This window comes from Arcticibacter svalbardensis MN12-7 (assembly GCF_000403135.1).
Classification (GTDB): domain Bacteria; phylum Bacteroidota; class Bacteroidia; order Sphingobacteriales; family Sphingobacteriaceae; genus Arcticibacter; species Arcticibacter svalbardensis.
The window spans coordinates 46,509-70,187 of sequence record NZ_AQPN01000001.1 but is presented as its reverse complement, the minus strand read 5'-3'; the positions used below and the strand labels follow the sequence as shown (position 1 = coordinate 70,187).

Sequence of the window (23,679 nt, the reverse complement as noted above, 5' to 3'; positions counted from 1 at the left end):
AAATGATACAGAAACTTTCGCCTCTGGGTATTCGTGTCCCAGGTGGTTTCGTCATTACGGTTGAAGCTTATCGACAATTTTTACGGCATAATAAAATTGAAGAAAAAATTGAAGCAATACTTGATGTCACGAATATTGAAAACCTTGAAGATTTGAAGTCTTGCGGCGATCAAATTCGGGGTCTGATATTGCAAAGTAAGTTTCCCAGAGACTTATCAGATTTGATTGCCATGGCATACACTCAACTAGCTGAAACCTATAAGCAGAGCAATGTAGATGTTGCAGTACGATCCTCCGCTACAGCTGAAGATTTACCTGATGCCTCTTTTGCTGGTCAGCAAGAGAGTTACCTCAATGTAAGCGGACCGATTGCTTTAATGGAAGCTGTAAGATGTTGTTTTGCTTCATTGTTTACCGATAGGGCGATTAGTTATCGTCAGCGTTTTGGCTATGATCATTTTCAAATTGGTCTTTCTGTTTGTGTTCAAAAGATGGTACGCTCTGATTTAGCTGCCTCAGGTGTAGCATTTTCATTAGATACAGAAAGCGGATTTAAGGATGTGGTTGTTATTAACGGATCATTTGGACTTGGCGAAATGATCGTACAGGGGGCTGTATCACCCGATGAATTCCTCCTATTTAAGCCTACTTTAAAAGCGGGTTATTCTGCTTTGATCGAAAAGAAACTTGGAGTTAAGGATCAGAAGATGATTTATAGTGATGTTGCGGCTGAACGGGTGAAAATTATAAAAACTACGATTGAAGAGCAAAATAGCTTTTGTCTCTCTGATGCAATGGCAATCCAGCTTTCCAAATGGGTCGTTGACATTGAAGACTATTATTCTGCTTTGAAAAATCATTGGTGCCCTATGGATATTGAATGGGCAGTGGATGGTATAAGTAATGAATTATTTATTGTGCAGGCAAGACCAGAAACAATCCATTCTCGTAAAAATCAGGATGTGATTACTGAATGTCAGATGAATGATGACGCAAGACAGGAGAAAATTATCCTTAAGGGTATAGCGGTAGGGGATAAAATAGCCAGCGGAAGAGTTAAGGTGCTTTCTATATTGGAGGATAGTCACAGTATGGATTTTATGGATGGGGATGTCCTGGTTACCGAAATGACAGATCCTGATTGGGAACCCATCATGAAAAAAGCCTCAGCCATTATTACAAATAAAGGAGGAAGAACCTGTCACGCTGCGATTGTAGCCCGCGAAATGGGGGTTCCAGCCATATTGGGTTGTGAACATGCAACTGAACTATTGCATACAGGAGATATCATTACAGCATCTTGTGCAGAAGGAGATATTGGTATAATCTATCAGGGAATCATAAACTTCACCTGGCAGGAGATTAAAATATCATCTTTGCCTAAAACTAAAACACCTATCATGCTAAATGTTGCCTCCCCTGAACTGGCATTCCATTTTTCCAACTTACCTTGTAGTGGAATTGGATTGGCAAGGGAAGAATTTATTATCAATAATTATATCAAGGCACATCCTTTAGCGCTTTTACAGCATCAGATTTTAAATGATCCCATACTTAGTACGCAGATAAATGATCTAATAAAGGGGTTTAAAAACGGGGAGGAATATTTTATTAACAAACTTTCCTATGGGATCGCCAGGATAGCATCAGCATTCTATCCAAATAAAGTAATTGTACGATTTTCTGATTTTAAGAGTAACGAATATTTTAATTTGCTTGGTGGCAATCATTTTGAGCCAAAGGAGGAAAATCCTATGATTGGCTGGCGGGGTGCATCACGCTATTATTCTGAAAAATATAAGGAAGCTTTTATACTTGAAATCAAAGCTATTATAAAAGTACGTCAGGAAATGGGGTTGAAGAATGTTGTGGTCATGATACCGTTCTGTCGTACCGTAGATGAACTAATGAAGGTATACCAAATAATGGAAGCGTTTGGCTTGAAACGCGGTGAGGATGGTCTGGAAGTGTACCTTATGGCAGAACTACCCTCTAATATTATATTGGCAGATGAGTTTGCAAAACATATCGATGGATTTTCTATCGGTTCTAACGATCTCACCCAATTGGTTTTAGGCATTGACAGAGATTCCTCCTTAGTAGCCCATCTTTACGATGAGCGCAATCCCGCTGTGAAAATGATGATCAAAGCGGTTATTAAAGCAGCAAGAAAAGCAGGGATAAAAGTGGGTATCTGCGGTCAGGGTCCTTCCGATTACCCGGATTTTGCACAATTTCTTGTGGAAGAGGGTATTGATACCATTTCAGTAACTCCAGACTCATTTTTTAAAACAGTAAAAGCCATACATTCCATTGAAAATAAAGATAGATTAGTTTCCGTAATGCCTGGAAAGCCGCAATCCCCGATAAGTACCCTATCAAAGATTCAAATGATCTGATGCTGAAATATACCATCGGCTATCAGAAAGATATAAGGTAAAAAAAACCGCTTAAAAGAAAAATGATGCACATAACTTAGGTCAACATTCCATTTATTAAACGGAGTGCTGACCTAAGTTATGTGCTTAGCCTGTTTCCTGCTGATAGGCTACAACATGTTGTTTAGAAACACCTAATCCATCAATGCCAAGCTCCACAACATCACCGGGTTTCAGAAATACGGGCGGAGTAAATCCTAAACCAACACCATGCGGAGTTCCTGTAGAGATCACATCTCCTGGTAGCAGTGTCATGAATTGACTTAAATAAGAAACCAGTTTGGGAATTCCAAAGATAAGATCATCCGTATTGCCAAACTGCATTATTTTACCGTTGACGCTTAACCACAAACGTAAGTTGTCGACATCATCAATTTCATCTTTGGTCGCTAACCAAGGCCCCATTGGAGCAAATGTGTCACAGCCTTTTCCTTTATCCCATGTTCCGCCACGTTCCAATTGAAATTCGCGTTCACTTACATCATTGTGCAGGCAATATCCGGCAACATAATCCAATGCATGTTCTTCTTTAACATAACTTGCTTTTTTCCCAATAACAAAAGCTAATTCAACCTCCCAGTCTGTTTTTATCGAATCCTTTGGGATAACAATATTGTCGTTTGGTCCGGTTAAAGCCGATGTCGATTTGAAAAAGATTATGGGTTCGCGTGGAATTGCTGCATTTGTTTCTTTTGCATGTTTAGCATAATTTAAACCGATACATACAATTTTTGTCGGACGGGCAAAAGGAGATCCTAACCGGACATTTGGATCTATGACAGGTAAATTGTCCTTATTGCTTGCCACAAATGCAGAAAGCCTTTTTATTCCATCAGTTTCAAAAAAAACTTCATTGTAGTCTTCGCCGAAGCTTGATGTGTCATATAGTAGCTGATCAATAACAATACCTGTTTTTTCTTGGCCGGCACTGCCAAAACGAATTAATTTCATTGTATTATGTTTATTCTAATTATTTAATTTAATAAAGCCCCCGTCGATCGGATAGTCATTTCCCGTAATAAATGCAGCTTCCTCACTACATAAGAAGAGTGCTAGTGAAGCAATTTCATCTGTAGTACCCATCCGACCGATGGGTTGTGATTTGGATAGTTTTTCAAACATCTCGGCTTCCTTTCCAGGATAGTTTTTTGACAGAAAGCCATCAACAAAAGGGGTGTGCACTCTTGCTGGGGAAATGGAATTACATCGGATATGCTGATCTATGTAATCGCGGGCTACACTCAAGGTCATTGCAAATGCAGCACCCTTGCTCATGCTATAAGCAAAGCGATCAGGAAGACCGATCCATGCTGCAATTGATGCAATGTTTAGGATGACTCCTCCCTTTATCTTAATCATTAAAGGAAGCACTTCGTGCAGGCAATTATATGTGCCTTTCACATTTACTTGAAATACTTTCATGAAATCTTCTTCATTGGTGGTATCAGCTTTGCCGACATGGGCAATTCCTGCAGAGTTTACCAGGATATCAATATGTTCAATCTTGTGGAAGATTTCTCTAACATCCTGTTGCTTACTTATATCACACATGTGAAATACTGCCTGCCCTCCAGCTTCAAGAATATTTTTTACCGTTTCTTCTGCAAGAGCCGGGTCTATATCCAGTACATGTACAATAGCGCCCTGCCTGGCGAAAATCTGGCTGATGGCCCTGCCTATACCACTTCCGCCGCCTGTGATGACTGTTGATTTGTTTTTTAATGAAAACATCTGATTTGAAAATTTATAATCGAAAATAATCCTAATACACCTGTTGATTAGGATTTTATTTTGTGCCCTGAAATGGAATAGTATAAAATGTATAAATAACAAGGCAGTATGCTGATAAAAAAAGCATACTGAAAATTGATATGTAAATGATCTTTTAAATACCCATACAGCAGGGGCCATATTGCCCCTCCTGCAATTCCCATTATCATAATGGCTGAACCTGTTTTAGTGAATTTCCCAAGTCCTTTTATACCCAGGGGGAATATAGCAGGCCACATCAGTGAATTTGCCAGTCCTAAAAGAGCAATAAATGTAACAGCCGCGTATCCACCTACAAATACAGACAAGACAGAAAAAATGATTCCGAGTACAGCGCATATTTTCAATGCAGCCTGTTGAGATAAATACTTCGGGATGGCAATGATACCGGCAATATATCCGATAAGCATGCCAGCCAGTGTTAAAGCAGTGAAATACTTGCTAATATCAGGGCTAATGCCCAATTCTTTACCATAAATCCCAATGATATCACCAGCCATTACCTCGGCAGCAACATAAAGAAAAATACATAAGGAGCCAAGAAACAAGTGCGGAAATTGGAAAATACTGGTTTTTCTCACCCGTATATCACCTTCTTCATAAATATCTTCTTTGTCAATATCCACTTCGGGCAAGTCAGAGAATTTTATAAAAATGGCAAATAAGGCAAACACAATGGCAATGACCAGATAAGGAGTATGAACCCGGCTCACAAGCGCCGATAGCAAGGCATCTTTTTCTGCTAGAGATGTGGTAGTAGCGATCTTTTCTTCAATCCCTGAGGCATTTTTGAGAAACAAGCTTCCCATTATAAAGGGGACAATAATACCGGCAAACTTATTGCATATTCCAACTATACTGATCCGTTTGGCCGCACTTTCAATCGGGCCTATGATGCTGAGATATGGATTAGTAGCAGTCTGTAGCAAGGATAAAGCAGCTCCCTGAACAAATAGCCCCGTTAAAAATAATCCGAACGTACGGGTATTGGCTGCCGGAATAAATAGCAGAGAGCCAGCTGATAAAATGAACAGCCCTATTACAATTCCATTTTTAAAACCAATTTTTTTTAGGATCCATGAAGATGGTAATGCGAGAAAAAAATAGGCTACATAGGAGGCAAATGTGACTAAAAAGGCTTCCAGATCAGTTTTTAAACCACACGCCAGTTTTAAAAATGGAATTAATGAGCCGTTGGCCCAGGTTACAAAGCCAAAAATAAAAAATAAGGCTCCGATAATAACCATTGGATTAATGGCCGGCTTTTGTACACTGTGAGTTGCTGGAAGAATTGATGTGTTCATTTATAATTATTATTTTTTTAATGATTTACGCTCAGATTGTAAAGGCTGTTGAAAAGCAAAATGCCCTGGTCTACCAGTAAACGGGATTGGTTATCATTGAAATAACGCCTTTATAGGAGAGATTTGCTGACAACATGCATGGATTCGTTAATTGGAACCTAGGATCTTACTAAATCAACTCTTTATTTTAAGGATCCCATTTTGTTAACGCCTGGCTATATCTGCTTAAATGGCATCAATTAATTTATTAAATTTCCTGTTTGAATGAATAAGGCTACAAATTCAAATCATCCAAAAGGTGTTATTAGGGATCAATAAAATAACTGGCATCTAATTTTGTTAGGACTTTAGCCCCGTTCTATTCTGCAGGGATCAAATGCACAATCAGCATGTTCATTAGTTGGGTATATGAAACAAGTACTCTTCTTTTGATGAATGTTTAGTAACTAAACGTCAGGCCCAAATTGAAGTTTAACCCGAAGGATTTTCAATGCGTTATTAACTTGTTTTTTGACTGTCGGCTCTGCAATACCTAAACGGTTGGATATTTCACTGTGGCTAAGCTGGTCTTTCCTGCTAAGTAGAAAAACCTCTCGCATCTTTTCCGGAAGCTTTGCAATTTCCCTTTCAATGATTGTAGCCAACTGGTTTTCCCTTAAACGATGATCGGTGAAGCCGTTTTCATGTTGATTGGTATTCTGGATGGAAATAACGTATGTTCCTTCTATGCTTTTATGTGCAATAAGTTTTAATATGCGGTTCCGGATAGCAGTGTACAAATAACCGGAAAGATTTGTCTGAATAATAAATCGTTCTTTATTATTCCAAAGCGCAGTAAAAAGCTCTTGAAGGATATCCTTTGCTGCTTCCCTGTCACGAAGTTTGTTATATGCATGAATATATAATAATCTGTTATAACGACTATATATTTCAGTATATGCAGAATGATCTCCGATCTTTAGCATGTTCGTTAATTCCAGATCTGTCAATGATTGATAAGCCGTCATAATAGTAATCTTTAAGACAAAAGGTTAAGTATCTTTTAGGGTCAGAGTGCACAATTCGCCATGATATATTTATTAACAAGTAATTGTTTTTGATCATCTGTTTTATGTAAATCTAGTTCAGTTTACCTCGTTGACATATAGTAAAATTAAGCAAGCCATGATTGTATTAAAATACACTAATCTTCTAAAAAGATGCATTATCCAACTATTTTGAAAAAATTACTATCATATCCCGTCTTTTCATATTTAATCAAACAGCTTGAATGATTTGGGCCTGATTAATTTCCTTAAACGAAGTCGACGGCTTCCATTGTTATTTTGCTTCGTTCTTTGATAATTGTCATGTTGCTAATGAAATTTAATATTGTTACTTCTATTCCATTGTTGTATACTTATTTGTAATAACAAATAGCTTCATCAAAATTTTGTTGATCCTGATTGTGGTGTCTAATTTCTTATAACTGATTATTTTGTTTGATTATTAAAAACAATTGTAGATATGAAGTATTAGGCCAATTGCTAGTATCTTTATAAACATTAGAAATTAATTGAATATACTATTCAATTAATTTCTAATGTTTATATTAATGATATGAATTTAATGTATCCTCCATTTTAACCTTAGATTAAGTATGGCAAAGAAAATGAAAATCCGGGATGGATTCGAAGGTGAAAAAGTGATCTATATTCCTGAAAAGGTGCTGAAAGATGCCAAAGAAAAAAGCCCTGAGCTTTTTCATATCTATCTTACCCAAATTGGTTATTTTCCAAAAGCTGCCTTTCATTACAGGGCGCGGGAAAAAGGCTGCACAGAGAATATTTTGATTTATTGCATACAGGGTAAAGGACACTGCATATTAGATAATAAGCGTCATGAAGTAAATGCCAACCAGTTTGTATTACTGCCAGCTACAAATAAATACATCAGTTACTGGGCGGATGATGAGGATCCCTGGACCATCTACTGGTTGCATTTTGCCAGTGATCAAATTGATCATGTTAATAATTCATTAAATATTCAAATAACAAAACCTCCTGTGCAAATTCCATTAAATGAAAATGCCATTTCAACCTGGCAAAATATTTACCAGACTCTTGAAATGGGGTATAGTCATGAAAACCTAATCAGTGCTTCTTTTAGTCTTTTTTATTTATTAGCGACCTTCTTATTTCCTGAACGTCATGTACATAATAATGCAGACAATAGCAGTGATATAATCACAAAAACCATCCAGAATATGCGCAATAAGTTAAATATAAAACTTACCGTGGAAGAAATGGCCACTCAGCACCGGTTATCTGTTTCCCATTTTTCAAATCTTTTTAGAAAAACCACAGGAATGTCTCCAATTGATTATTTCATACACTTAAAAATGCAAAAAGCATGTCAGCTGCTCTATCTTGACCGGACTAGGATAAAAGCTATTGCGATGCAAGTGGGATATGATAATCCTTATTATTTTTCTCGGCTGTTTAAAAATTATATCGGTATTTCCCCAAACGGATACAGACAAAGAAGTAAAAATATAGGCTGATTAACGGCAAAAAGCACTACCAAGCAATTATTGAATCGAACATTGGATGGGCTAGTTTATAATTACTACTTGTCCGATCTGGTTTTGCAGAATCTTTTGGCGGCACTCTGAGGGCGTAAAAAAGACTTCTTTGGGATACCAGGTTATCAAAAAAAAGTATAAAAAAAAGACTTTAAAGTACAATTTCGGTTTTTTTATTTGGTTATTGCCCTGTCTAAATGGACATAGCCACCATCGACATGTATAAGCTGTCCGGTAATATGACTGGATTTCGAAGATAAAAGGAAAGCGGCCATGTTGGCAATCTCTTCCGTTGTTGTCATTCGTTGCTGAAGAGGGATTTTTTGAGTAATTCCATATAACTTTTCCTTAGGATTTTCCTGTAAATTCAGCCAGCTTTCATACAATGGAGTCCAGCATTCTGCGACAATTATCGCGTTTACGCGGATATTATACTTCAATAATTCGACCGACCACTCGCGTGTCATAGCATTTCGCCCTCCGTTTGCCGCGGCATATGCCGAAGTACCACCCTGGCCAGTCTCCGCGATTTTTGAGCCCATATTGACTATTGGCCCGTTGGACTTTATCAATTTAGGTAAGCAATAGTGTGCCATTAGGTAGTAATGGATCAGATTCTTATGAAGGGATTGTAGAAATCCTTCATAACTACCCTGTTCAAGCCCGATGTTGTCGTTTTCGCCTGCATTATTTACTAACCCGTCAATTCGTCCAAATTCAATACTAATCTGTTCGATTACGTTTTTACAAGCACTGGGACTGGTTAATTCAGCTACAAACTGGTATGCTTTTCCCCCCTTGTTTAAGATTTCCTGTACGGTCTTTTTATTATCTTCTTTGGTCCTGCCAATAATTACGGGGATAGCACCCTCTGACGCTAGTACTCGACTGATACCTTCTCCGATACCTTTGGCTCCACCCGTTACAATTATGATTTTATCTTGAAGGTCTAAATTCATAGAATAATAGTAAAAAAAATGAAATAAGTAATTATGAGAATTCAAAAACCTTATATTTTGACAATCAGTAGCGCACTCAGATTAAAATAAACCTTAACTATATTTAAGGTTGGTATCTGCTATGTCCACAAACAATTTATACATATATCACTTGTTTTCCAGCATCAATATTACCACCAAATAACTTAAACCTGACTATACCTCTCCAGTTCCTGCTTCCCGGGTTTTGAAATTATCCAAGTGAAAAGTTTTTATGTTTCTGTATCAAACATGCAAGACGTTTGTTTTATAGTGATGACCGCCAAATAATTCTCTGGGCGTAGATCAATCTGGAAAATTCTGAAAAATATACTTTGCGGTCCGAATAATATAAATGTATTAAGGTAAAAGAAGAGAGGAGGCTTCATACCCATCTGTTAATCTTTTAAAATGGAAAAGATAATACCGGTTGCATTATCTTTTCTGGTTAATACTTCTTCGCTACTATGAAGTAAATCTCTGCTGTAACAAATTCCTAATACATAGCCAGTTCATCTACCAGTGGGTTTAGTCTGCTACTATAATTTGAATTCAATTAAAGATGTAGTTCGTAATCCCTTCACGATTGGATTCTAGATTTCATAGACAAGATTCTTCCCAAAGGATGCTGTTCTCCGCCGATTGAAACTGGGTTGGTAAGAAACCAGATTTATATTTTATTATTTGACTTTTACCTACGCCATAATCATTCATTAAGGGTCTTAACAGTATCTAAGAATATAATAGTTCTTTTAACAATGGAAAAAGAGGACATTCAAGCATTGCTGAAAAAATATGCGGAGGGTAAATGTAATGAGGCTGAAAAAGCTTGGTTAGAAACCTGGTATATACAGGACGATCAAGACTATAGTGGTGAATTAACAGAAGAAGAAATCGGCATAGATCTAAATGAAGTATTTTGTTCATTACCTAAGCATACAGTGGAAAAAAGAAGAATTTGGCCATATATTTCTGCTGCAATTTTCATCCTGATCGGAATCGGTACTTTGTTCGTTTTTATTAATTCTCCTAAAAAACTGCCATTAGCTTTGCAGCTCCGGGAAGAAAGGTTTAAAAATGATGTGCAACCAATTAACAGACAGGCCATTCTTACCCTTTCAAACGGATCTGAGCTTATACTGGATAGCACGCATACTGGATTCTTAGCCAATCAGGCTGGGACGAAAATCTACAAAAATAATGCCGGTGAGTTATTTTATGAAAGGGCAAAAAACAGTGAAAATGCTAAAGTTATCTATAATATGCTGACCGTTCCCAAAGGAGGAGGAATATATCGGCTTATTTTGTCAGATGGCAGTAAAGTGTCTCTAAATGCAGGTTCTTCTTTAACTTATCCGGTGGAGTTTCAGGGAAAGCTAAGAAAAGTTAAACTCCAAGGGGAAGCATATTTCATCATAACACACATCAGGGATCAGAAATATGTGATTCAGACTGCTCGGGGAGAAATAGAAGATTTGGGTACTGAATTTAATGTAATGGATTATGAAAATGAAGCAGCGATGAAGGTTACATTAATAAAAGGGTCAGTCAAAATCAGGACATCAAAAAACAGCAGAATAGTTATACAAGGACAACAAGCTGAGATAATGGATTCAGGTCAACCTATAAATGTATCCAGTTCGGCGAATTCGGGAAGTAGTAACCTTGCTTGGAAGAACGGAGAGTTCCAGTTTGATGATGAGGAGCTCAGCCATATCCTTAGACAGCTTGAACGGTGGTATGATATTAAGGTTGACTATGTAAATGTTCCGGATATACATTTTAAGGGGCAAATCTCCCGCAAATACACTTTAAGTCATGTACTTGGTTTGCTTGAAAAAACCGGTGATGTCAAGTTTACTATTAATGGCAAAAATGTATCTGTAACGGATAAATAAAGAGATAGGTAGATATGGTTTAATTTAAACACAGAGATATGGAAAAAAGTTAAAACAGTCCGTTTTATTTATTACTAAAAAATTTGGTTAGCATAAAATCCGGAAGTGATGGAACACTTCCGGCTGATTAAATGCTACAAATCAAAAATTACCCCAACAATGTAATTAACATTTGACTAAACACTTAACTCTACAAATGTATGGATTTTAAAACTTTTCCAAAGAGGGCAGGAAGGTGTCTTTGCCTTGAGCAAATTGAAAAAAGGCATAAACCATATGCCAAGGTATTATTAATATTGAAGCTTGTTGTCCTGGTCATTTTTGCTGATTCTTTAAAGGCAAATACCATGGAAAACTTGCAAAGAGTGACCCTCTCAGAGAAAAATGCACCACTGGAAAAAATAATGGATGCCATTAAAAAACAGACCGGCTACAATTTTTTATATAATTCTGATTTATTAAAACAGGCAAAACCAATTTCGATTGAGGTCAGGAATGCTAAACTAGAAGAAGTGTTTCAGAAAAATCTGAACAATGAGTTGTTTACTTTCGAACTTCAGGATAAAGCGATCCTAATTGATCCAAAAATAGAATCCAAAATTTCTACTACAGAATCTTTTGTTCAAATTACCGGTGCAGTAACTGACTCTACCAGAGAAGGTTTGCCTGGAGTGATAATAAGGGAAAAAAACACTAAGAATGTAGCTGTGACGGATAAAGATGGCAGATTCAGTATCCGTGTCAATGATAATGCTGCTGTGCTTGTTTTTAGTTCAATCGGATTTGTAACACAGGAAGTAGTGGTTGCTGGCAAAGAGATTTTGAATGTGGTCCTGAAGATGAACAGCACCAGTTTAAATCAGGTTGTGGTTGTTGGATATGGAACACAGAGAAAAGCAAATGTAACAGGAGCTGTTTCTTCGATTTCGGGTAATGAATTGTTACAATCAGCCTCACCTAATATTTCAAATGATTTAGTTGGAAGATTACCCGGTCTGATCGCAGTTAATGCCAGCGGAGCACCAGGATATGGGTCTTCCTATACAATAAGAGGTACATCTACGCTGAACAGCAATACGCCACTGATCGTAATAGATGGAATTGTCGGTCGTGATTTTTCTCAGCTTGATCCCAACGAGATTGCTAGTATTACTGTTTTGAAGGATGCCTCTGCAGCGGCTGTATATGGGGCAAGGGCAGCAAACGGCGTTTTTCTGATTACAACCAAGCACGGACAGATTGGTAAACCAGTAATCACATATTCTGGTGATTTCGGATTTCAAACACCTACTCTTTATCCTAAACTGATGAATGCATATCAGTATGCCAGCACACGTAACACAGCGCTGATTAATCAAGGATATGATCCCGCCAATCCGGCCCAGGCCGGATTGTTTTATTCAGATCAGCAACTTGCAGATTTTAACACCGGTAAAATTGGCACAGACTGGTATGATGTTACGTTTAAGAAAAATTCAGCAGTCAGCCACCACAATCTCACAGTAAGCGGGGGATCAAAAACTGTCCGGTATTTTGCGTCGTTAGGTTTCCTCGATCAGGATGGAATGTATGACAATATTAATTTCAAAAGATATAATTTCCGATCTAATGTGGATGCAGAAATAAACAAGAATTTGACTGTTAGTTTATTACTGGACGGCAGGCAGGAAGAGAACAATGCGCCACCTTTTACAGCAACAAATATTTTCGCCATCGTACAGGCACAATCTCCTGCAATACCTGCTTTTCATCCGGATGGTAAACCCTATAATACACAAGGTTCGCATCCTTACGAAATGATTCATAGTGCCGGGTATAATGACGGAACGAACAATGTTTTCAATGGCACGCTGTCATTCACCCAAAATCTCCCTTTTATAACCCCAGGTTTGGCTTTAAAGGGAAATATTGGAATTTCTAAGTCCTTTATTGATACAAAAACTTTTTCCTACCCCTATACCATGTACAATGAGGATGCATCCGGCAATATAACGGGAACAAAAACAGTAGGATCAGCGACGAGTTTGAATCAAACCGATACACATAATCAAAGTATCACATCGAATTTATCATTCAACTATGATCATTCCTTTGGACCGCATAACCTAAAGGCATTACTGTTATATGAACAGTCCCAAGGAACGGGTTTTAATATAAGTGGAACCAAAGCCAATTTTCTTACAAACATCAAAGACGATTTTTTTGCCAGCGGACCTACAAATCAATCTTTAACCGGTTCAGCCGTGCTTTTAGATACCCGCAGAAGTGTAGTTGGAAGGTTAAATTATGATTTTAATGGTAAATATTTAATCGAAGCCTCCGGTCGCTACGATGGTTCTTATATTTTTGCACCTGGTCATCAATGGGGATTTTTCCCTTCTGTATCCGCCGGTTGGAATATTGCTCAGGAATCATTTATAAAAGATAATACCTTCCTTTCTTTTATTGACTACCTGAAGTTAAGGGTATCAAATGGTCTGCTTGGAAATGATAATGTTGGAGCCTTCCAGTACGTGGATCAATATACCATCAGAACTTCCTCAGGGCCGGTTTTTGGAGGAGCACCTGCATCAAGTGTTTACTATGGGGTCTATCCCAATGAAAATATTACCTGGGAAAGAGCGAATATTACCGACATCGGACTGGACGGATCTTTCTGGAAAGGAAAGTTTGGTTTTGAACTGGACTATTTCTATAAACGTACAAGCGATATTCTCTGGCAGCAGGACTTATCCGTCCCGGCAACTTTTGGAAGGGCTCTGCCTGATGTGAATTATGCCATTATGGATAACAAAGGTTTCGAAATTGCGCTCACCCATCAAAATCAAAAAGGCAAATTTCGTTACAATATAAGGGCTATGGCAAGCTATTCTGTCAATAAGATCATTCAGATAGATGATGCCGAAGGCACTCCAGACTATTTGGTACAGACGGGTAAGCCATATGGCTACATGGTAGGCTATGATGCTATAGGCCTCTTTCAATCCACCGAGGAAGCACAAAGCTGGATGGGTGGAAAAGAATTTGGATTAAATGCCCATGCAGGAGATATTAAGTACACTGATTTAAACAGCGATGGTATAATCGATTCGAAGGATCAGCATGTGCTCTCCTATAATAATGGCACACCCAAAATGATTTTTGGTTTAAATCTGGGTGCAAACTGGCATAATTTTAATTTGAATGTATTACTACAGGGAACTGCAAAAAGTACTTTTATGATTTCAGGTCAGGGAAGGTATATGTATCGTCAAAGTAATAATAATACTTTCTCCTACCTACTTGATGCCTGGACGCCGGATAACAAGGACGCTGAATATCCTGAAGCATGGATTGGTTCTAATCCAATCAATGATCAGAACTCGAATTGGTGGCTTAGGGGTAGGGCTTATGCTCGTTTGAAATCTGCAGAATTGGGATATACTTTCAATGATACCTGGCTTCATACAAAGGGCATCAACAGAATGAAAATATATCTTTCAGGTTTCAATCTTTTGACGATATCCCAATTGAAAATTTTCGATCCGGAAATTTCGGACTCAGCAGGTCAATATTACCCACAACAAAGAATCTTTAATGTTGGACTAAATCTAACGCTTTAATGTACCCTTAACATATTAAATTATGAAACTGATAAAGTCAATTTTAGTCATATTTATAGGAGCCTTATTGTTACCTTCCTGTGAAAAAAACTTTCTGGATACAGACAATCCCACATCAATATCTGCAAATGATATATTTTCAGATCCGGCACTGGTACAATTGTATGTCAATAATATATATAACGATATACCCGGTTGGGATTTTAACACCTATATTAATATATCCGATGAAGCCAGGCACGATTATCCAGGGAGCGTTCCCAATACTATTTTGGTCGGTAACTGGAATGACACCAGTAACCCCATGGATATATGGACCGCCACATATGCTTCTATTGCAAAATGTAACAACTTTTTAGCAACCATTAATACAGCTCCTATCGATTCGGCTGTGAAGGATAAGAGCATTGGTGAAGTGAGGTTTTTAAGGGCATTTTTCTATTTCAGGCTCGTTCAACGTTATGGAGGTGTCCCAATTTTGGATAAACCAGCAGCAATAACTGACGACTTGCTTGTAGCTAGAAATACGAGCGATGAATGTTTTGATTTCATCGCAAAAGAGCTGGATGCTGCAGCACTTCTCCTGCCTGCTAGTGCAGATAAGGGGCGCGCCACAAAAGGTGCTGCTCTGGCTTTAAAAGGAAGGTCAATGCTTTACTATTCCAGTCCATTATTCAACACTGGAAATGATCAAAGTCGCTGGGCGCTTGCCGCGGCGGCCAACAAAGCCGTAATGTCGCTCGGCAAATATTCATTGTATTCGGATTTGACAAAGTTATGGCAGGATCCCGCTAACACAGAATCGGTATATGAGGTGCAATATCATATGCCTGAAAAATATCATGGCCTAGATGCCGGAGTAAAACCGCTTATTTTAGCACATAATGATGCGGGTGAATGCTCACCCTTACAGGAATTAGTGGACGCTTTTCCTATGGCCAATGGTAAGCCAATTTCGGATCCCACATCAGGGTATGACCCTAATAATCCGTATGTTGGAAGAGATAACCGTTTCTATGCTGATATTGCCTATAACGGCTCACAGATTAAAGGTACTATCAGCGGAGTGCTGACAACAATCACGCTGCAGATTTACGAAGGGGGCAGGGATTTCAATGAAGAACCTGCAAATCAAATTTATAATACGATTACAGGTTATTACCGATTAAAGGCCATTGATCAGAATAACCTTATTTATACCTATAATTATGGAAGTACTCAACCCTGGATTGAAATGCGTTATGCCGAAGTGTTGCTCAACTATGCTGAAGCAGAAAACGAAGTAGCTGGTCCTGACGCAAGTGTTTATGATGCCATTAACCTGTTGAGGAAGAGGGCCGGAATCACGACTACTTTAAGCGGAGGAATGAGCCAGGATCAAATGAGGGCCTTAATTCATAATGAACGGTATATCGAATTATGTTTTGAGCAGCAAAGATATTTTGATCTGCGCAGATGGAAACAATCCTCAACTCGCTTGAATGGAAATAAATTTCATGGAATGGATATTACAAAAAATGCGAATGGTACTTTCAGCTACGCTTCCTTCGTTGTGGATGCTCAGCCTTTAGTATTTGATGAAAAAATGTATTTGTTTCCCATTCCACGTACGGAAATAATAAAGGACAAAAATTTAGAGCAGAATCCAGGTTGGCCAACAAAATAATTCTTTTCTACTTAAGGAATAGATTGTAGTCTGGGTTTTGGCAGGTTGATTAATGAACAAGGAATAGACTGTTTGCTTTATACAGTCTATTTCAGATTAAATTTTAAATAGAATATTCAATAGGAAATTTATGCGATATGAGCTCATGTTTCCGGATCAAATCCGAGAAGCTATTGATAAAAATGTACCAGTGGCATTAGCCCTAGGAGTTTTGGAGTATCATGGTGAACATTTATCACCAGGGGTAGATACTCTTCTGGTCGTTCGCGCTCTGGAAATGATAGAAAAAGAGATGCCCATTGTGATTTTTCCACCCTTTTATTATGGTGCAAGTAGTTTCGCTGTAGAGCCTCCCGAACGTAACGGGACGGTACATATAGATAGTCAGATTCTGCAACCCTTTGCAAGGCAATTATTTTATAATTTATTGCGTATAGGCTTCCGCAATATTCATGTATTTATTCATCATCAGTGTGAAAATTTTTCAGAGGGAATGCCAACAGATCTGTCGTTTAAGCTTGCCGCAAGACAGGAAACATTTGCTTTCATAGAAAAAGAAAATGGAGAAGGATGGTGGGGCAATATTTCTTTTGCTGAATATTATAAGGACCATGCAGCAGGAGATAGTCCCTTTAACTGGATCAACGTTCATCCATTTATGAGTACGGAAGTCCAGGCTGAATTCCCCATTGATCATGCTGGAGAACAAGAAACTTCTTTAATGATGGCTTTTTGCCCGGAAGCAGTGGATATGGGCCGCTATTCTGATGAGAAATGGTATTCTAAAAGTGCATTAAATGCTTCGTTGGATTATGGCAATCGTGCCAAAACCGTAATACTTAATCATATTAAAGATAAACTCAGTAAGGGATGCTAAAATTCTTGAAAATAGCTTTTTTGCTTTTAATCTTATTAAATCATCCTCTCTTTGCTCAGGAAGAATTGCCTGTTGGTTCTTATCCACCAGCCATTGAATTTAAGTACTTTCCTAACACCATGTATGCCTTCGTTTGGCGCAACTGGAATCTAGTTGAACCGTCAATTATGGCAAAAACAATTGGATGTCAGGTTAAAGACATTAATGAAATTGCGGCTTCAATGGGCTTACCAAACGGTGTGCTGATCCCCGAAAACTACAAAAAACAGATGTTTATTACCGTGATTCGGAGAAACTGGCATTTATTACCCTATGACCAACTATTGGAGCTGACGGGAATGTCAAAAAATGAACTTGCCGTTTCGCTGCGTGATGATGATTTCCTCTTCATAAAGTTGGGTGGTTTAAAACCAAAATGTCCGCGTCTTTCATTTACTACGCCTACTGAAAAAGACAAACAGCGCGCAAAAGAAATCAAGCAGTTAGTCGGTATATATTTTAAAAAGGCCTTAAAGAAACCTGAAAAACCTCGTTTAGGCTTTATAGAAGAGCTAAGTACGATACCCAATAAACCTAAAATCCAGTCTCTGATTGATTCAAATAAAAAGGGGCTACGTTTTATCTATTCCTATTTCGGTGTATTTGGGGATCCACTTATTGATACAGCAATAAATCCTTATCCGGACGGATTGTTGGCCAGACTGGCGGCGCAGGGAATTAATGGGGTCTGGATGCACGTTGTCCTGAATCAACTCGCCCCCGGTGGTACTGACTTTCCTGAATTCGGGGCAGGTCACAATCAACGTATTGCGAATCTGAGAAAAACAGTTGAACGAGCGAAGAAATATGGTATTCAGGTGTATTTATACCTGAATGAGCCCAGATCGATGCCAGCATCATTTTTTGAAAATAGGAGTGCTATGGCAGGAGCCAGGGAAGGGGATCTTACCGCACTGTGCACCAGCAATAAAACAGTGACAGACTGGATGACGAATTCGCTATGTTATGTGTTTAAGCAAGTGCCGGATTTGGGTGGCGTGTTTACCATCACGGCATCTGAGAACCTGACTAATTGTGCTTCGCATGGCAATCAGCAGAGCTGTCCCCGCTGTAGTAAATTAAGCTATTCAGCTGTTATAGCTGATGTGAATAAAGCGATCGAAGTTGGAGTGCACAAAGGGAATCCAGATGCAAAAGTAATTGTATGGGATTGGGGCTGGCATGATAGTGATGCATTTGATATAATTTCCAAATTACCAAAGTCGGTGTGGTTCATGTCGGTAAGCGAATGGAAAAAGCCCTTCGAACGCGGAGGGGTAAAAACAACTGTTGGTGAATATTCTATTTCGGTTATAGGTCCTGGAAATCATGCCAAAAGCCACTGGGAATTTGCAAAAAAGGCCGGCTTAAAGACGGTTGCCAAGGTGCAGATTAATAATACTTGGGAGTTATCAGCTGTTCCTTGGCTTCCTGTTCCTGATCTTGTTGCTGAGCACACCTCCAATTTAGCAAAGGAAAATATAGATGGAATGATGTTAAGCTGGTCTCTGGGAGGATATCCTTCTCCGAACCTGGAAATTGCTTATGCATTTGCACAACAACCAAATGCAAATACGGAAACGATATTAAATAATCTAGCCTTAAAACGCTACGGTGATAAAGCAGTTCCATACGTAAGGAGAGCATGGACTTCCTTCAGTAAAGCATTCCGGCAATTCCCTTTTAGTGCAAATGTGATTTACCGATCACCATTGCAATACGGGCCGGCTAATTTATTGTTTGCAAAATCTACCAATTATACGGCTACTATGGTAGGGTTTCCTTATGATGATCTGAATGGCTGGCTTGCGCCGTATCCGAAAGCAGTCTTTGTTGAGCAATTTGATAAACTCGTTAAGGGCTGGAAGGAAGGTCTTGGTATGTTTAACCAGGCAGTAAAGTACGCCTCAACTGGCAATAAAAGAAAAGCTGAGGGCGATGCTGAAATTGCTCAAGCTGCTTATATTCACTTTGCATCTGTTTCCAATCAGGCACATTTTATAATTTGCCGGGATAAATTGCTTGCAGGAAATATTCCAGAATCCGAAAGAAGTGCGTTAAGAAAGGAAATAAATGTCCTACTAATGGATGAAATCTCATTAGCAAGGACACTTTTTGAAATCACAAGGAATAATCCGCTTATTGGCTTTGAAGCATCGAATCAATATTATTATGTTGCTCAGGACCTGATAGAAAAGGTAATTGATTGTGAATATGTACGGGTGGAGCTATCCGAAAAATAAAGACTTTTTACTAAGATGGTTGTAAACAATAAAGTTAAAAACACGAATATTTAACAAATTAAAAAATGATGATGAATAGTAAAACGGCTTTAATTGTCCCGCTGGTAATCATAGGTTCCATGTATGCTGTGCTGGGTTTTTCTGTAGGCATAAATGCCTTTTTTATACCGTTTGTACAAGACGCATTTCATATTTCCACTGGTATGTCCTATTTAATTATGACTGCAACATTCTTAGCCTACGTGGTTTTTGGTGTCCCATCAGGAACTGTAATTAGAAAGGTCGGGTATAAAGGAGGAATTACTACGGCATTTTTAATTATTGCTGCAGGATTCTTTTTAATCGGATTTGCTTCCCAGGTTGTTAGTTTTTCTCTGTTTTTGCTTGCATTGTTTATAGTTGGAATTGGTCAGACCCTACTTACCAGTGCCATAAATTCGTATGTTACCATACTTGGGTCAATCGACAGCGCAGCAAGGAGAATCTGTATCATGGGTATCTGTGATAAGTTATCCTTTGCAGGCGCTTCCCTGATCCTGGCTACTTTCCTTAATCTTGCAAATGTTGAGGTTAAGGATGTTACTTTTCCATTCTATATTATCTCAGGAATATTAATCCTGGTTGGCGTATTATCTTATTTTTCACCTCTTCCGGAAATTAAAGCTATCGGTGAAGATGAAACATTAAATGATAACTTAACAACTAGTCATATTAATTCAAAAAAAAATATCTTTCAATTTCCCCATGTTTTGTTAGGAGTAGTGGCGATATTTTTTGATGTTGGCGTAGAAATAATTGCATTGGGATCTATAAATGACTATGCAGCGATTTTGAAATTGCCGTATCCGGAATCGTATGTATGGTATACTTCGGGTGGAATGGTATTAGGCTATTTATTGGGTATAATCTTTATTCCCAGACGAATCAGTCAGAGAAATGCATTAATCTTATGTACTATATCAGGAATAATAACGACACTTTTAATTGTTGTCGCCCCTGCTTCTGTATCCATATACCTGGTTGCATTGTTGGGTATAACAAATTCACTTCTATGGCCAGCCATATTTCCCCTTGCCTTAGCAGACCTGGGTAAATTTACTAAAGCCGGCTCCTCCCTGTTGGTAATGGGAATCGTTGGAGGTGCCGTTTGGCCCTTACTCTATGGTTATTTCGCCGAGATCAGTTCGCATCAAATGGCTTATTTAGTCTGTCTGCCTGCCTATCTCTTCATGTTATATTTTGCTTCAGTTGGAAGCAAAATAAGGACCAGGAAGGGCACGACCTTACCTGATAACAATATATTTAAAGCGGTTTAACTCTAAAAATAATTATATGAAAGTAAAAATTTCTCACCCGGATCGTAGTAACGAATTCACAACAGGCGCTTATTCTGATGGTGTTTTGGTTGACGGTTTCCTTTTTATCAGTGGGCAGGCAGCTGTGGATTTTAAAACCTCCGCCTTTATCTTAGGAACAATTGAAGAAGAAACACATCGGACCTTGCAAAACATTGAGGCTATAATCCTGGAAGCGGGTAGTTCCATGCAAAATATTGTAAAATGTGCAGTACATCTAAGTGATATATCGGATTTTGACCGCTTTAATCAGATCTATTCTCAATATTTTACCGGCATTAAACCGGCGAGAACAACTGTACAGTCCGGTTTAATGAAAGGAATCAAGATTGAAATTGATTGCATTGTGAAGTTAGATATGTAATTAGAAAATGAATAAACTAATAAAAATTAACCCTCTTGATAACGTGTTTGCGATCTGCAATGGCATTTTACCAGGTGATGAGCAAGAGATTGATGGAGTGCTGGTCGTATTTGATAAACCGCTGGGCCTTGGCCATAAAATTGCAGCCAGACCTATTTTGAAGGGTGAACAGGTGATCAAATTTGGGGTGCCCATAGGCTCAGCAATTGAAGATATTCCAAGGGGTGCCCATGTGCATCTGCATAACTTGAAAAGTGATTATATTTCTACATACACATTAGATCATGAGTTCATTAGTCCAAAATAACTTAAAAGGTTACCTGCGTCAGGACGGTCGAAAAGGTATCCGTAATTTAGTAGTTGTAGCCTATCTTGTCGAGTGTGCACACCATGTTGCAAGAGAAATTTCCACACAATTTCGTAATCAACAGGTACACCTTATTGGCTTTGGTGGCTGTTATCCCAATAGCTATGCTGATAAAATGATGAATGCACTATGTACGCACCAGAATGTGGGTGCTGTTTTATTAGTGTCTTTAGGTTGTGAAAGTTTTAACCGGTTAAGATTGCAACAAACTATTGAAGAAAGTGGACGTCCGGTAAAATTGGTTGGTATTCAATCTGTTGGTGGTACCAGAAAAGCCATTGATGAAGGAATTGATTTTATCTCATCTGCGTTAGAAGAAATCAAATCAGTACCAGTTGTAAATATTTCTCTCTCTGAATTGAGTGTAGGGGTAGTCTGTGGTGGTAGCGATGCAACAAGTGGAATTACCTCTAACCCAGCTGTTGGAAATGCTTTCGATTTAATAATAGAAAATGGAGGAACGGCTATATTCGAAAATACTGGTGAAATGATCGGGCTGGAAAAGATCATGAGCAATCGTGCTACTACTCCTTTGTTAGCCGATGAATTAAAAAAGGCGGTCGAAAAAGCAGCAAAATATTATTCAATCATGGGTCATGGCAGTTTTGCTCCTGGTAATGCAGAAGGCGGATTGACAACGCTTGAAGAAAAATCAATGGGTGCTTACTGTAAAACCGGCAATTCTCCCGTTTCTGGCATGATTAAACCGGGTGATATCCCCCAAAAAACAGGATTATATTTAATGGATATTGTTCCAGATGGGAATCCAAGGTTTGGATTTCCCAATCCGAATGACAGCTCTGAAATAGCTGAATTGATTGCTTCTGGCGCGCATTGTGTTTTATTTACAACAGGAAGGGGGTCTGTGGTTGGTTCGGCAATTGCTCCGGTAATTAAAGTGTGCGCAAACCCGGAAACGTTCAAAAGAATGGAAGAAGATATGGATATTAACGCGGGCAAAATTCTTTACAACCAAGCTACGATAAAAGAAGTTGGCCAGGAGATTGTCCAAAAAATTCTAAGTCTTGCTTCCGGGCAGCAAACTTGCTCCGAAATGCTCGGTCATCAGGAATTTGTACTGGGATACAAAACCTTTGAACCAATTGGGCCTTCTTGTTTACCCTAGTATTGAAGTAGCTCATAAAATAATTAATTATACAGCGATGAAAATAGATAGCCATCAGCATTTCTGGAAATATGACCCAATTAAGGACAGTTGGATTGATGATGACATGTCCCGTATAAAGAATGATTTTTTGCCCACCGATGTTCAGCCCCTGTTAGCACAAAATGGAATTGATGGTTGCGTGGCTGTGCAGGCAGACCAAAGTGAAAGTGAAACCCATTTTTTACTACAATTGGCTAGCCAACACAACTTTATTAAAGGTGTTGTTGGCTGGGTGGATTTTCGAGCTGAAAATATTGAAGAACGTTTAACCTATTTTTCGCAGTTTAAATCCTTAAAAGGCTTCAGGCATATTATACAGTCAGAATTGGAAGACGACTTTTTACTAGGTAAGGATTTTTGCAATGGAATTTCCCTCTTAATCAAGTTTGGTTATACCTATGATATATTGATACATCCAAGACATTTAAGGTATGCAGTAGAATTTGTTAAACGATTTCCCGATCAGAAATTTGTAATCAATCATATAGCTAAGCCTTTCATTAAAGATCAGTTAATGGAGGGGTGGCTTCAGGATATTACTTTATTTAAAAATTTTCGTAATGTGAGTTGCAAGATCGCTGGATTAGTAACGGAAGCAGATTGGAATTTATGGCAACACCAAGATTTTAAATCTTATATATCGATAGTTTTAGATGTATTCGGTATTGACAGGGTGATGTTCGGAAGTGATTGGCCGGTATGTCTTTTAGCTGCATCATACGGACAAGTCTGTGAAGTTCTGGAAAAAAATACTTCGTTTTTAAACATTGAAGAAAAAAGCAATTTATGGGGAGATAATTGTGCCGAATTTTATCAGTTGGTTGATACGCGCAAAGTTTAGCCGATTAGGAATAGATTGTCCTTAAAAAAAATGATTTTATATTTAATGGACAAAATCCGTTTTGCTTTTGACTAGCAAAAAATGGCAACATAACTTAAAGCAGGAAACGCTCTGGGATTAACTGTAAAAAATTCTTAAGAACAAGGTAAGTCTATGCATAACTAATTACCAAATGTATTGGTTTTTGTATGCGGTTTGCGCTGATCG

The 23,679-nt window shown here is 38.3% G+C and carries 17 protein-coding genes; 12 read left to right on the top strand and 5 right to left on the bottom strand.

The features are described 5' to 3' along the window. The coding region (ppsA, locus tag ADIARSV_RS00290; protein ID WP_016193323.1) for a phosphoenolpyruvate synthase at window positions 1-2,399 on the top strand (2,399 nt) is incomplete at its 5' end. Between the two features lie 126 nt (window positions 2,400-2,525). Here ppsA and ADIARSV_RS00285 read toward each other — a convergent pair. From ADIARSV_RS00285 to ADIARSV_RS00270, 4 genes are all read right to left on the bottom strand, one after another. After that, window positions 2,526-3,389, bottom strand: a complete 864-nt coding sequence (locus ADIARSV_RS00285; protein WP_016193322.1) for a fumarylacetoacetate hydrolase family protein — start codon at window positions 3,387-3,389, stop codon at window positions 2,526-2,528. Window positions 3,390-3,404: 15 nt separating this feature from the next. Beyond that, window positions 3,405-4,169, bottom strand: a complete 765-nt coding sequence (locus ADIARSV_RS00280; protein WP_016193321.1) for an SDR family NAD(P)-dependent oxidoreductase — start codon at window positions 4,167-4,169, stop codon at window positions 3,405-3,407. A gap of 47 nt (window positions 4,170-4,216) precedes the next feature. Further along, complete coding sequence (locus tag ADIARSV_RS00275; protein ID WP_040298541.1) at window positions 4,217-5,512, bottom strand: sugar MFS transporter; 1,296 nt, start codon at window positions 5,510-5,512, stop codon at window positions 4,217-4,219. 446 nt (window positions 5,513-5,958) lie between these two features. Then, a complete protein-coding gene (locus ADIARSV_RS00270; RefSeq protein ID WP_016193319.1) occupies window positions 5,959-6,519 on the bottom strand; it encodes an RNA polymerase sigma-70 factor in 561 nt (186 codons plus the stop codon). Between the two features lie 632 nt (window positions 6,520-7,151). Between ADIARSV_RS00270 and ADIARSV_RS00265 the strand changes: the two genes are divergently transcribed. Further along, window positions 7,152-8,054: an AraC family transcriptional regulator gene (locus ADIARSV_RS00265; protein ID WP_016193318.1), complete on the top strand. Its 903-nt coding sequence runs from the start codon at window positions 7,152-7,154 to the stop codon at window positions 8,052-8,054. 194 nt (window positions 8,055-8,248) lie between these two features. Here the strand turns inward: ADIARSV_RS00265 and ADIARSV_RS00260 are convergent, their stop codons facing one another. After that, window positions 8,249-9,034 carry an L-fucose dehydrogenase gene (locus tag ADIARSV_RS00260; protein WP_016193317.1) on the bottom strand — a complete coding sequence of 262 codons (786 nt, stop codon included), beginning with the start codon at window positions 9,032-9,034 and terminating at the stop codon, window positions 8,249-8,251. Window positions 9,035-9,810: 776 nt separating this feature from the next. Here ADIARSV_RS00260 and ADIARSV_RS00255 point away from each other — a divergent pair. From ADIARSV_RS00255 to ADIARSV_RS00210, 10 genes are all read left to right on the top strand, one after another. Continuing rightward, complete coding sequence (locus ADIARSV_RS00255) at window positions 9,811-10,950, top strand: FecR family protein (protein ID WP_040298539.1); 1,140 nt, start codon at window positions 9,811-9,813, stop codon at window positions 10,948-10,950. A gap of 200 nt (window positions 10,951-11,150) precedes the next feature. Next, entirely contained in the window at window positions 11,151-14,552 is a 3,402-nt protein-coding gene (locus ADIARSV_RS00250) for a TonB-dependent receptor (RefSeq protein ID WP_016193315.1), read from the top strand. 22 nt (window positions 14,553-14,574) lie between these two features. Next, window positions 14,575-16,218, top strand: coding sequence for a RagB/SusD family nutrient uptake outer membrane protein (locus ADIARSV_RS00245; RefSeq protein WP_016193314.1), 1,644 nt, complete (start codon window positions 14,575-14,577; stop codon window positions 16,216-16,218). A 130-nt stretch (window positions 16,219-16,348) separates the two neighbouring features. After that, a complete protein-coding gene (locus tag ADIARSV_RS00240; RefSeq protein WP_040298536.1) occupies window positions 16,349-17,095 on the top strand; it encodes a creatininase family protein in 747 nt (248 codons plus the stop codon). A 5-nt stretch (window positions 17,096-17,100) separates the two neighbouring features. After that, entirely contained in the window at window positions 17,101-19,377 is a 2,277-nt protein-coding gene (locus ADIARSV_RS00235; protein ID WP_200864686.1) for a hypothetical protein, read from the top strand. A 71-nt stretch (window positions 19,378-19,448) separates the two neighbouring features. Next, the gene (gene gluP, locus ADIARSV_RS00230; protein ID WP_160166624.1) at window positions 19,449-20,693 is read left to right on the top strand and encodes a glucose/galactose MFS transporter; all 1,245 of its coding nucleotides are present in this window, start codon (window positions 19,449-19,451) and stop codon (window positions 20,691-20,693) included. Between the two features lie 16 nt (window positions 20,694-20,709). Beyond that, window positions 20,710-21,096, top strand: coding sequence for a RidA family protein (locus ADIARSV_RS00225; protein WP_016193310.1), 387 nt, complete (start codon window positions 20,710-20,712; stop codon window positions 21,094-21,096). Window positions 21,097-21,103: 7 nt separating this feature from the next. Beyond that, window positions 21,104-21,403, top strand: a complete 300-nt coding sequence (locus ADIARSV_RS00220) for a UxaA family hydrolase (RefSeq protein ID WP_016193309.1) — start codon at window positions 21,104-21,106, stop codon at window positions 21,401-21,403. Then, complete coding sequence (locus ADIARSV_RS00215) at window positions 21,381-22,589, top strand: UxaA family hydrolase (protein WP_016193308.1); 1,209 nt, start codon at window positions 21,381-21,383, stop codon at window positions 22,587-22,589. Before ADIARSV_RS00220 ends, ADIARSV_RS00215 begins: the two co-directional genes overlap by 23 nt. Window positions 22,590-22,626: 37 nt before the next feature. After that, entirely contained in the window at window positions 22,627-23,472 is an 846-nt protein-coding gene (locus ADIARSV_RS00210) for an amidohydrolase family protein (protein ID WP_040298534.1), read from the top strand. Window positions 23,473-23,679: the final 207 nt, after the last annotated feature.

Excerpts from the sequence above, each read along its gene's own strand:
- ADIARSV_RS00285 (WP_016193322.1), bottom strand. The coding sequence starts at position 3,389 with ATGAAATTAATTCGTTTTGGCAGTGCCGGCCAAGAAAAAACAGGTATT.
- ADIARSV_RS00280 (WP_016193321.1), bottom strand. The coding sequence starts at position 4,169 with ATGTTTTCATTAAAAAACAAATCAACAGTCATCACAGGCGGCGGAAGT.
- ADIARSV_RS00275 (WP_040298541.1), bottom strand. The coding sequence starts at position 5,512 with ATGAACACATCAATTCTTCCAGCAACTCACAGTGTACAAAAGCCGGCC.
- ADIARSV_RS00270 (WP_016193319.1), bottom strand. The coding sequence starts at position 6,519 with ATGACGGCTTATCAATCATTGACAGATCTGGAATTAACGAACATGCTA.
- ADIARSV_RS00265 (WP_016193318.1), top strand. The coding sequence starts at position 7,152 with ATGGCAAAGAAAATGAAAATCCGGGATGGATTCGAAGGTGAAAAAGTG.
- ADIARSV_RS00260 (WP_016193317.1), bottom strand. The coding sequence starts at position 9,034 with ATGAATTTAGACCTTCAAGATAAAATCATAATTGTAACGGGTGGAGCC.
- ADIARSV_RS00255 (WP_040298539.1), top strand. The coding sequence starts at position 9,811 with ATGGAAAAAGAGGACATTCAAGCATTGCTGAAAAAATATGCGGAGGGT.
- ADIARSV_RS00250 (WP_016193315.1), top strand. The coding sequence starts at position 11,151 with ATGGATTTTAAAACTTTTCCAAAGAGGGCAGGAAGGTGTCTTTGCCTT.
- ADIARSV_RS00245 (WP_016193314.1), top strand. The coding sequence starts at position 14,575 with ATGAAACTGATAAAGTCAATTTTAGTCATATTTATAGGAGCCTTATTG.
- ADIARSV_RS00240 (WP_040298536.1), top strand. The coding sequence starts at position 16,349 with ATGCGATATGAGCTCATGTTTCCGGATCAAATCCGAGAAGCTATTGAT.
- gluP (WP_160166624.1), top strand. The coding sequence starts at position 19,449 with ATGAATAGTAAAACGGCTTTAATTGTCCCGCTGGTAATCATAGGTTCC.
- ADIARSV_RS00225 (WP_016193310.1), top strand. The coding sequence starts at position 20,710 with ATGAAAGTAAAAATTTCTCACCCGGATCGTAGTAACGAATTCACAACA.
- ADIARSV_RS00220 (WP_016193309.1), top strand. The coding sequence starts at position 21,104 with ATGAATAAACTAATAAAAATTAACCCTCTTGATAACGTGTTTGCGATC.
- ADIARSV_RS00215 (WP_016193308.1), top strand. The coding sequence starts at position 21,381 with ATGAGTTCATTAGTCCAAAATAACTTAAAAGGTTACCTGCGTCAGGAC.
- ADIARSV_RS00210 (WP_040298534.1), top strand. The coding sequence starts at position 22,627 with ATGAAAATAGATAGCCATCAGCATTTCTGGAAATATGACCCAATTAAG.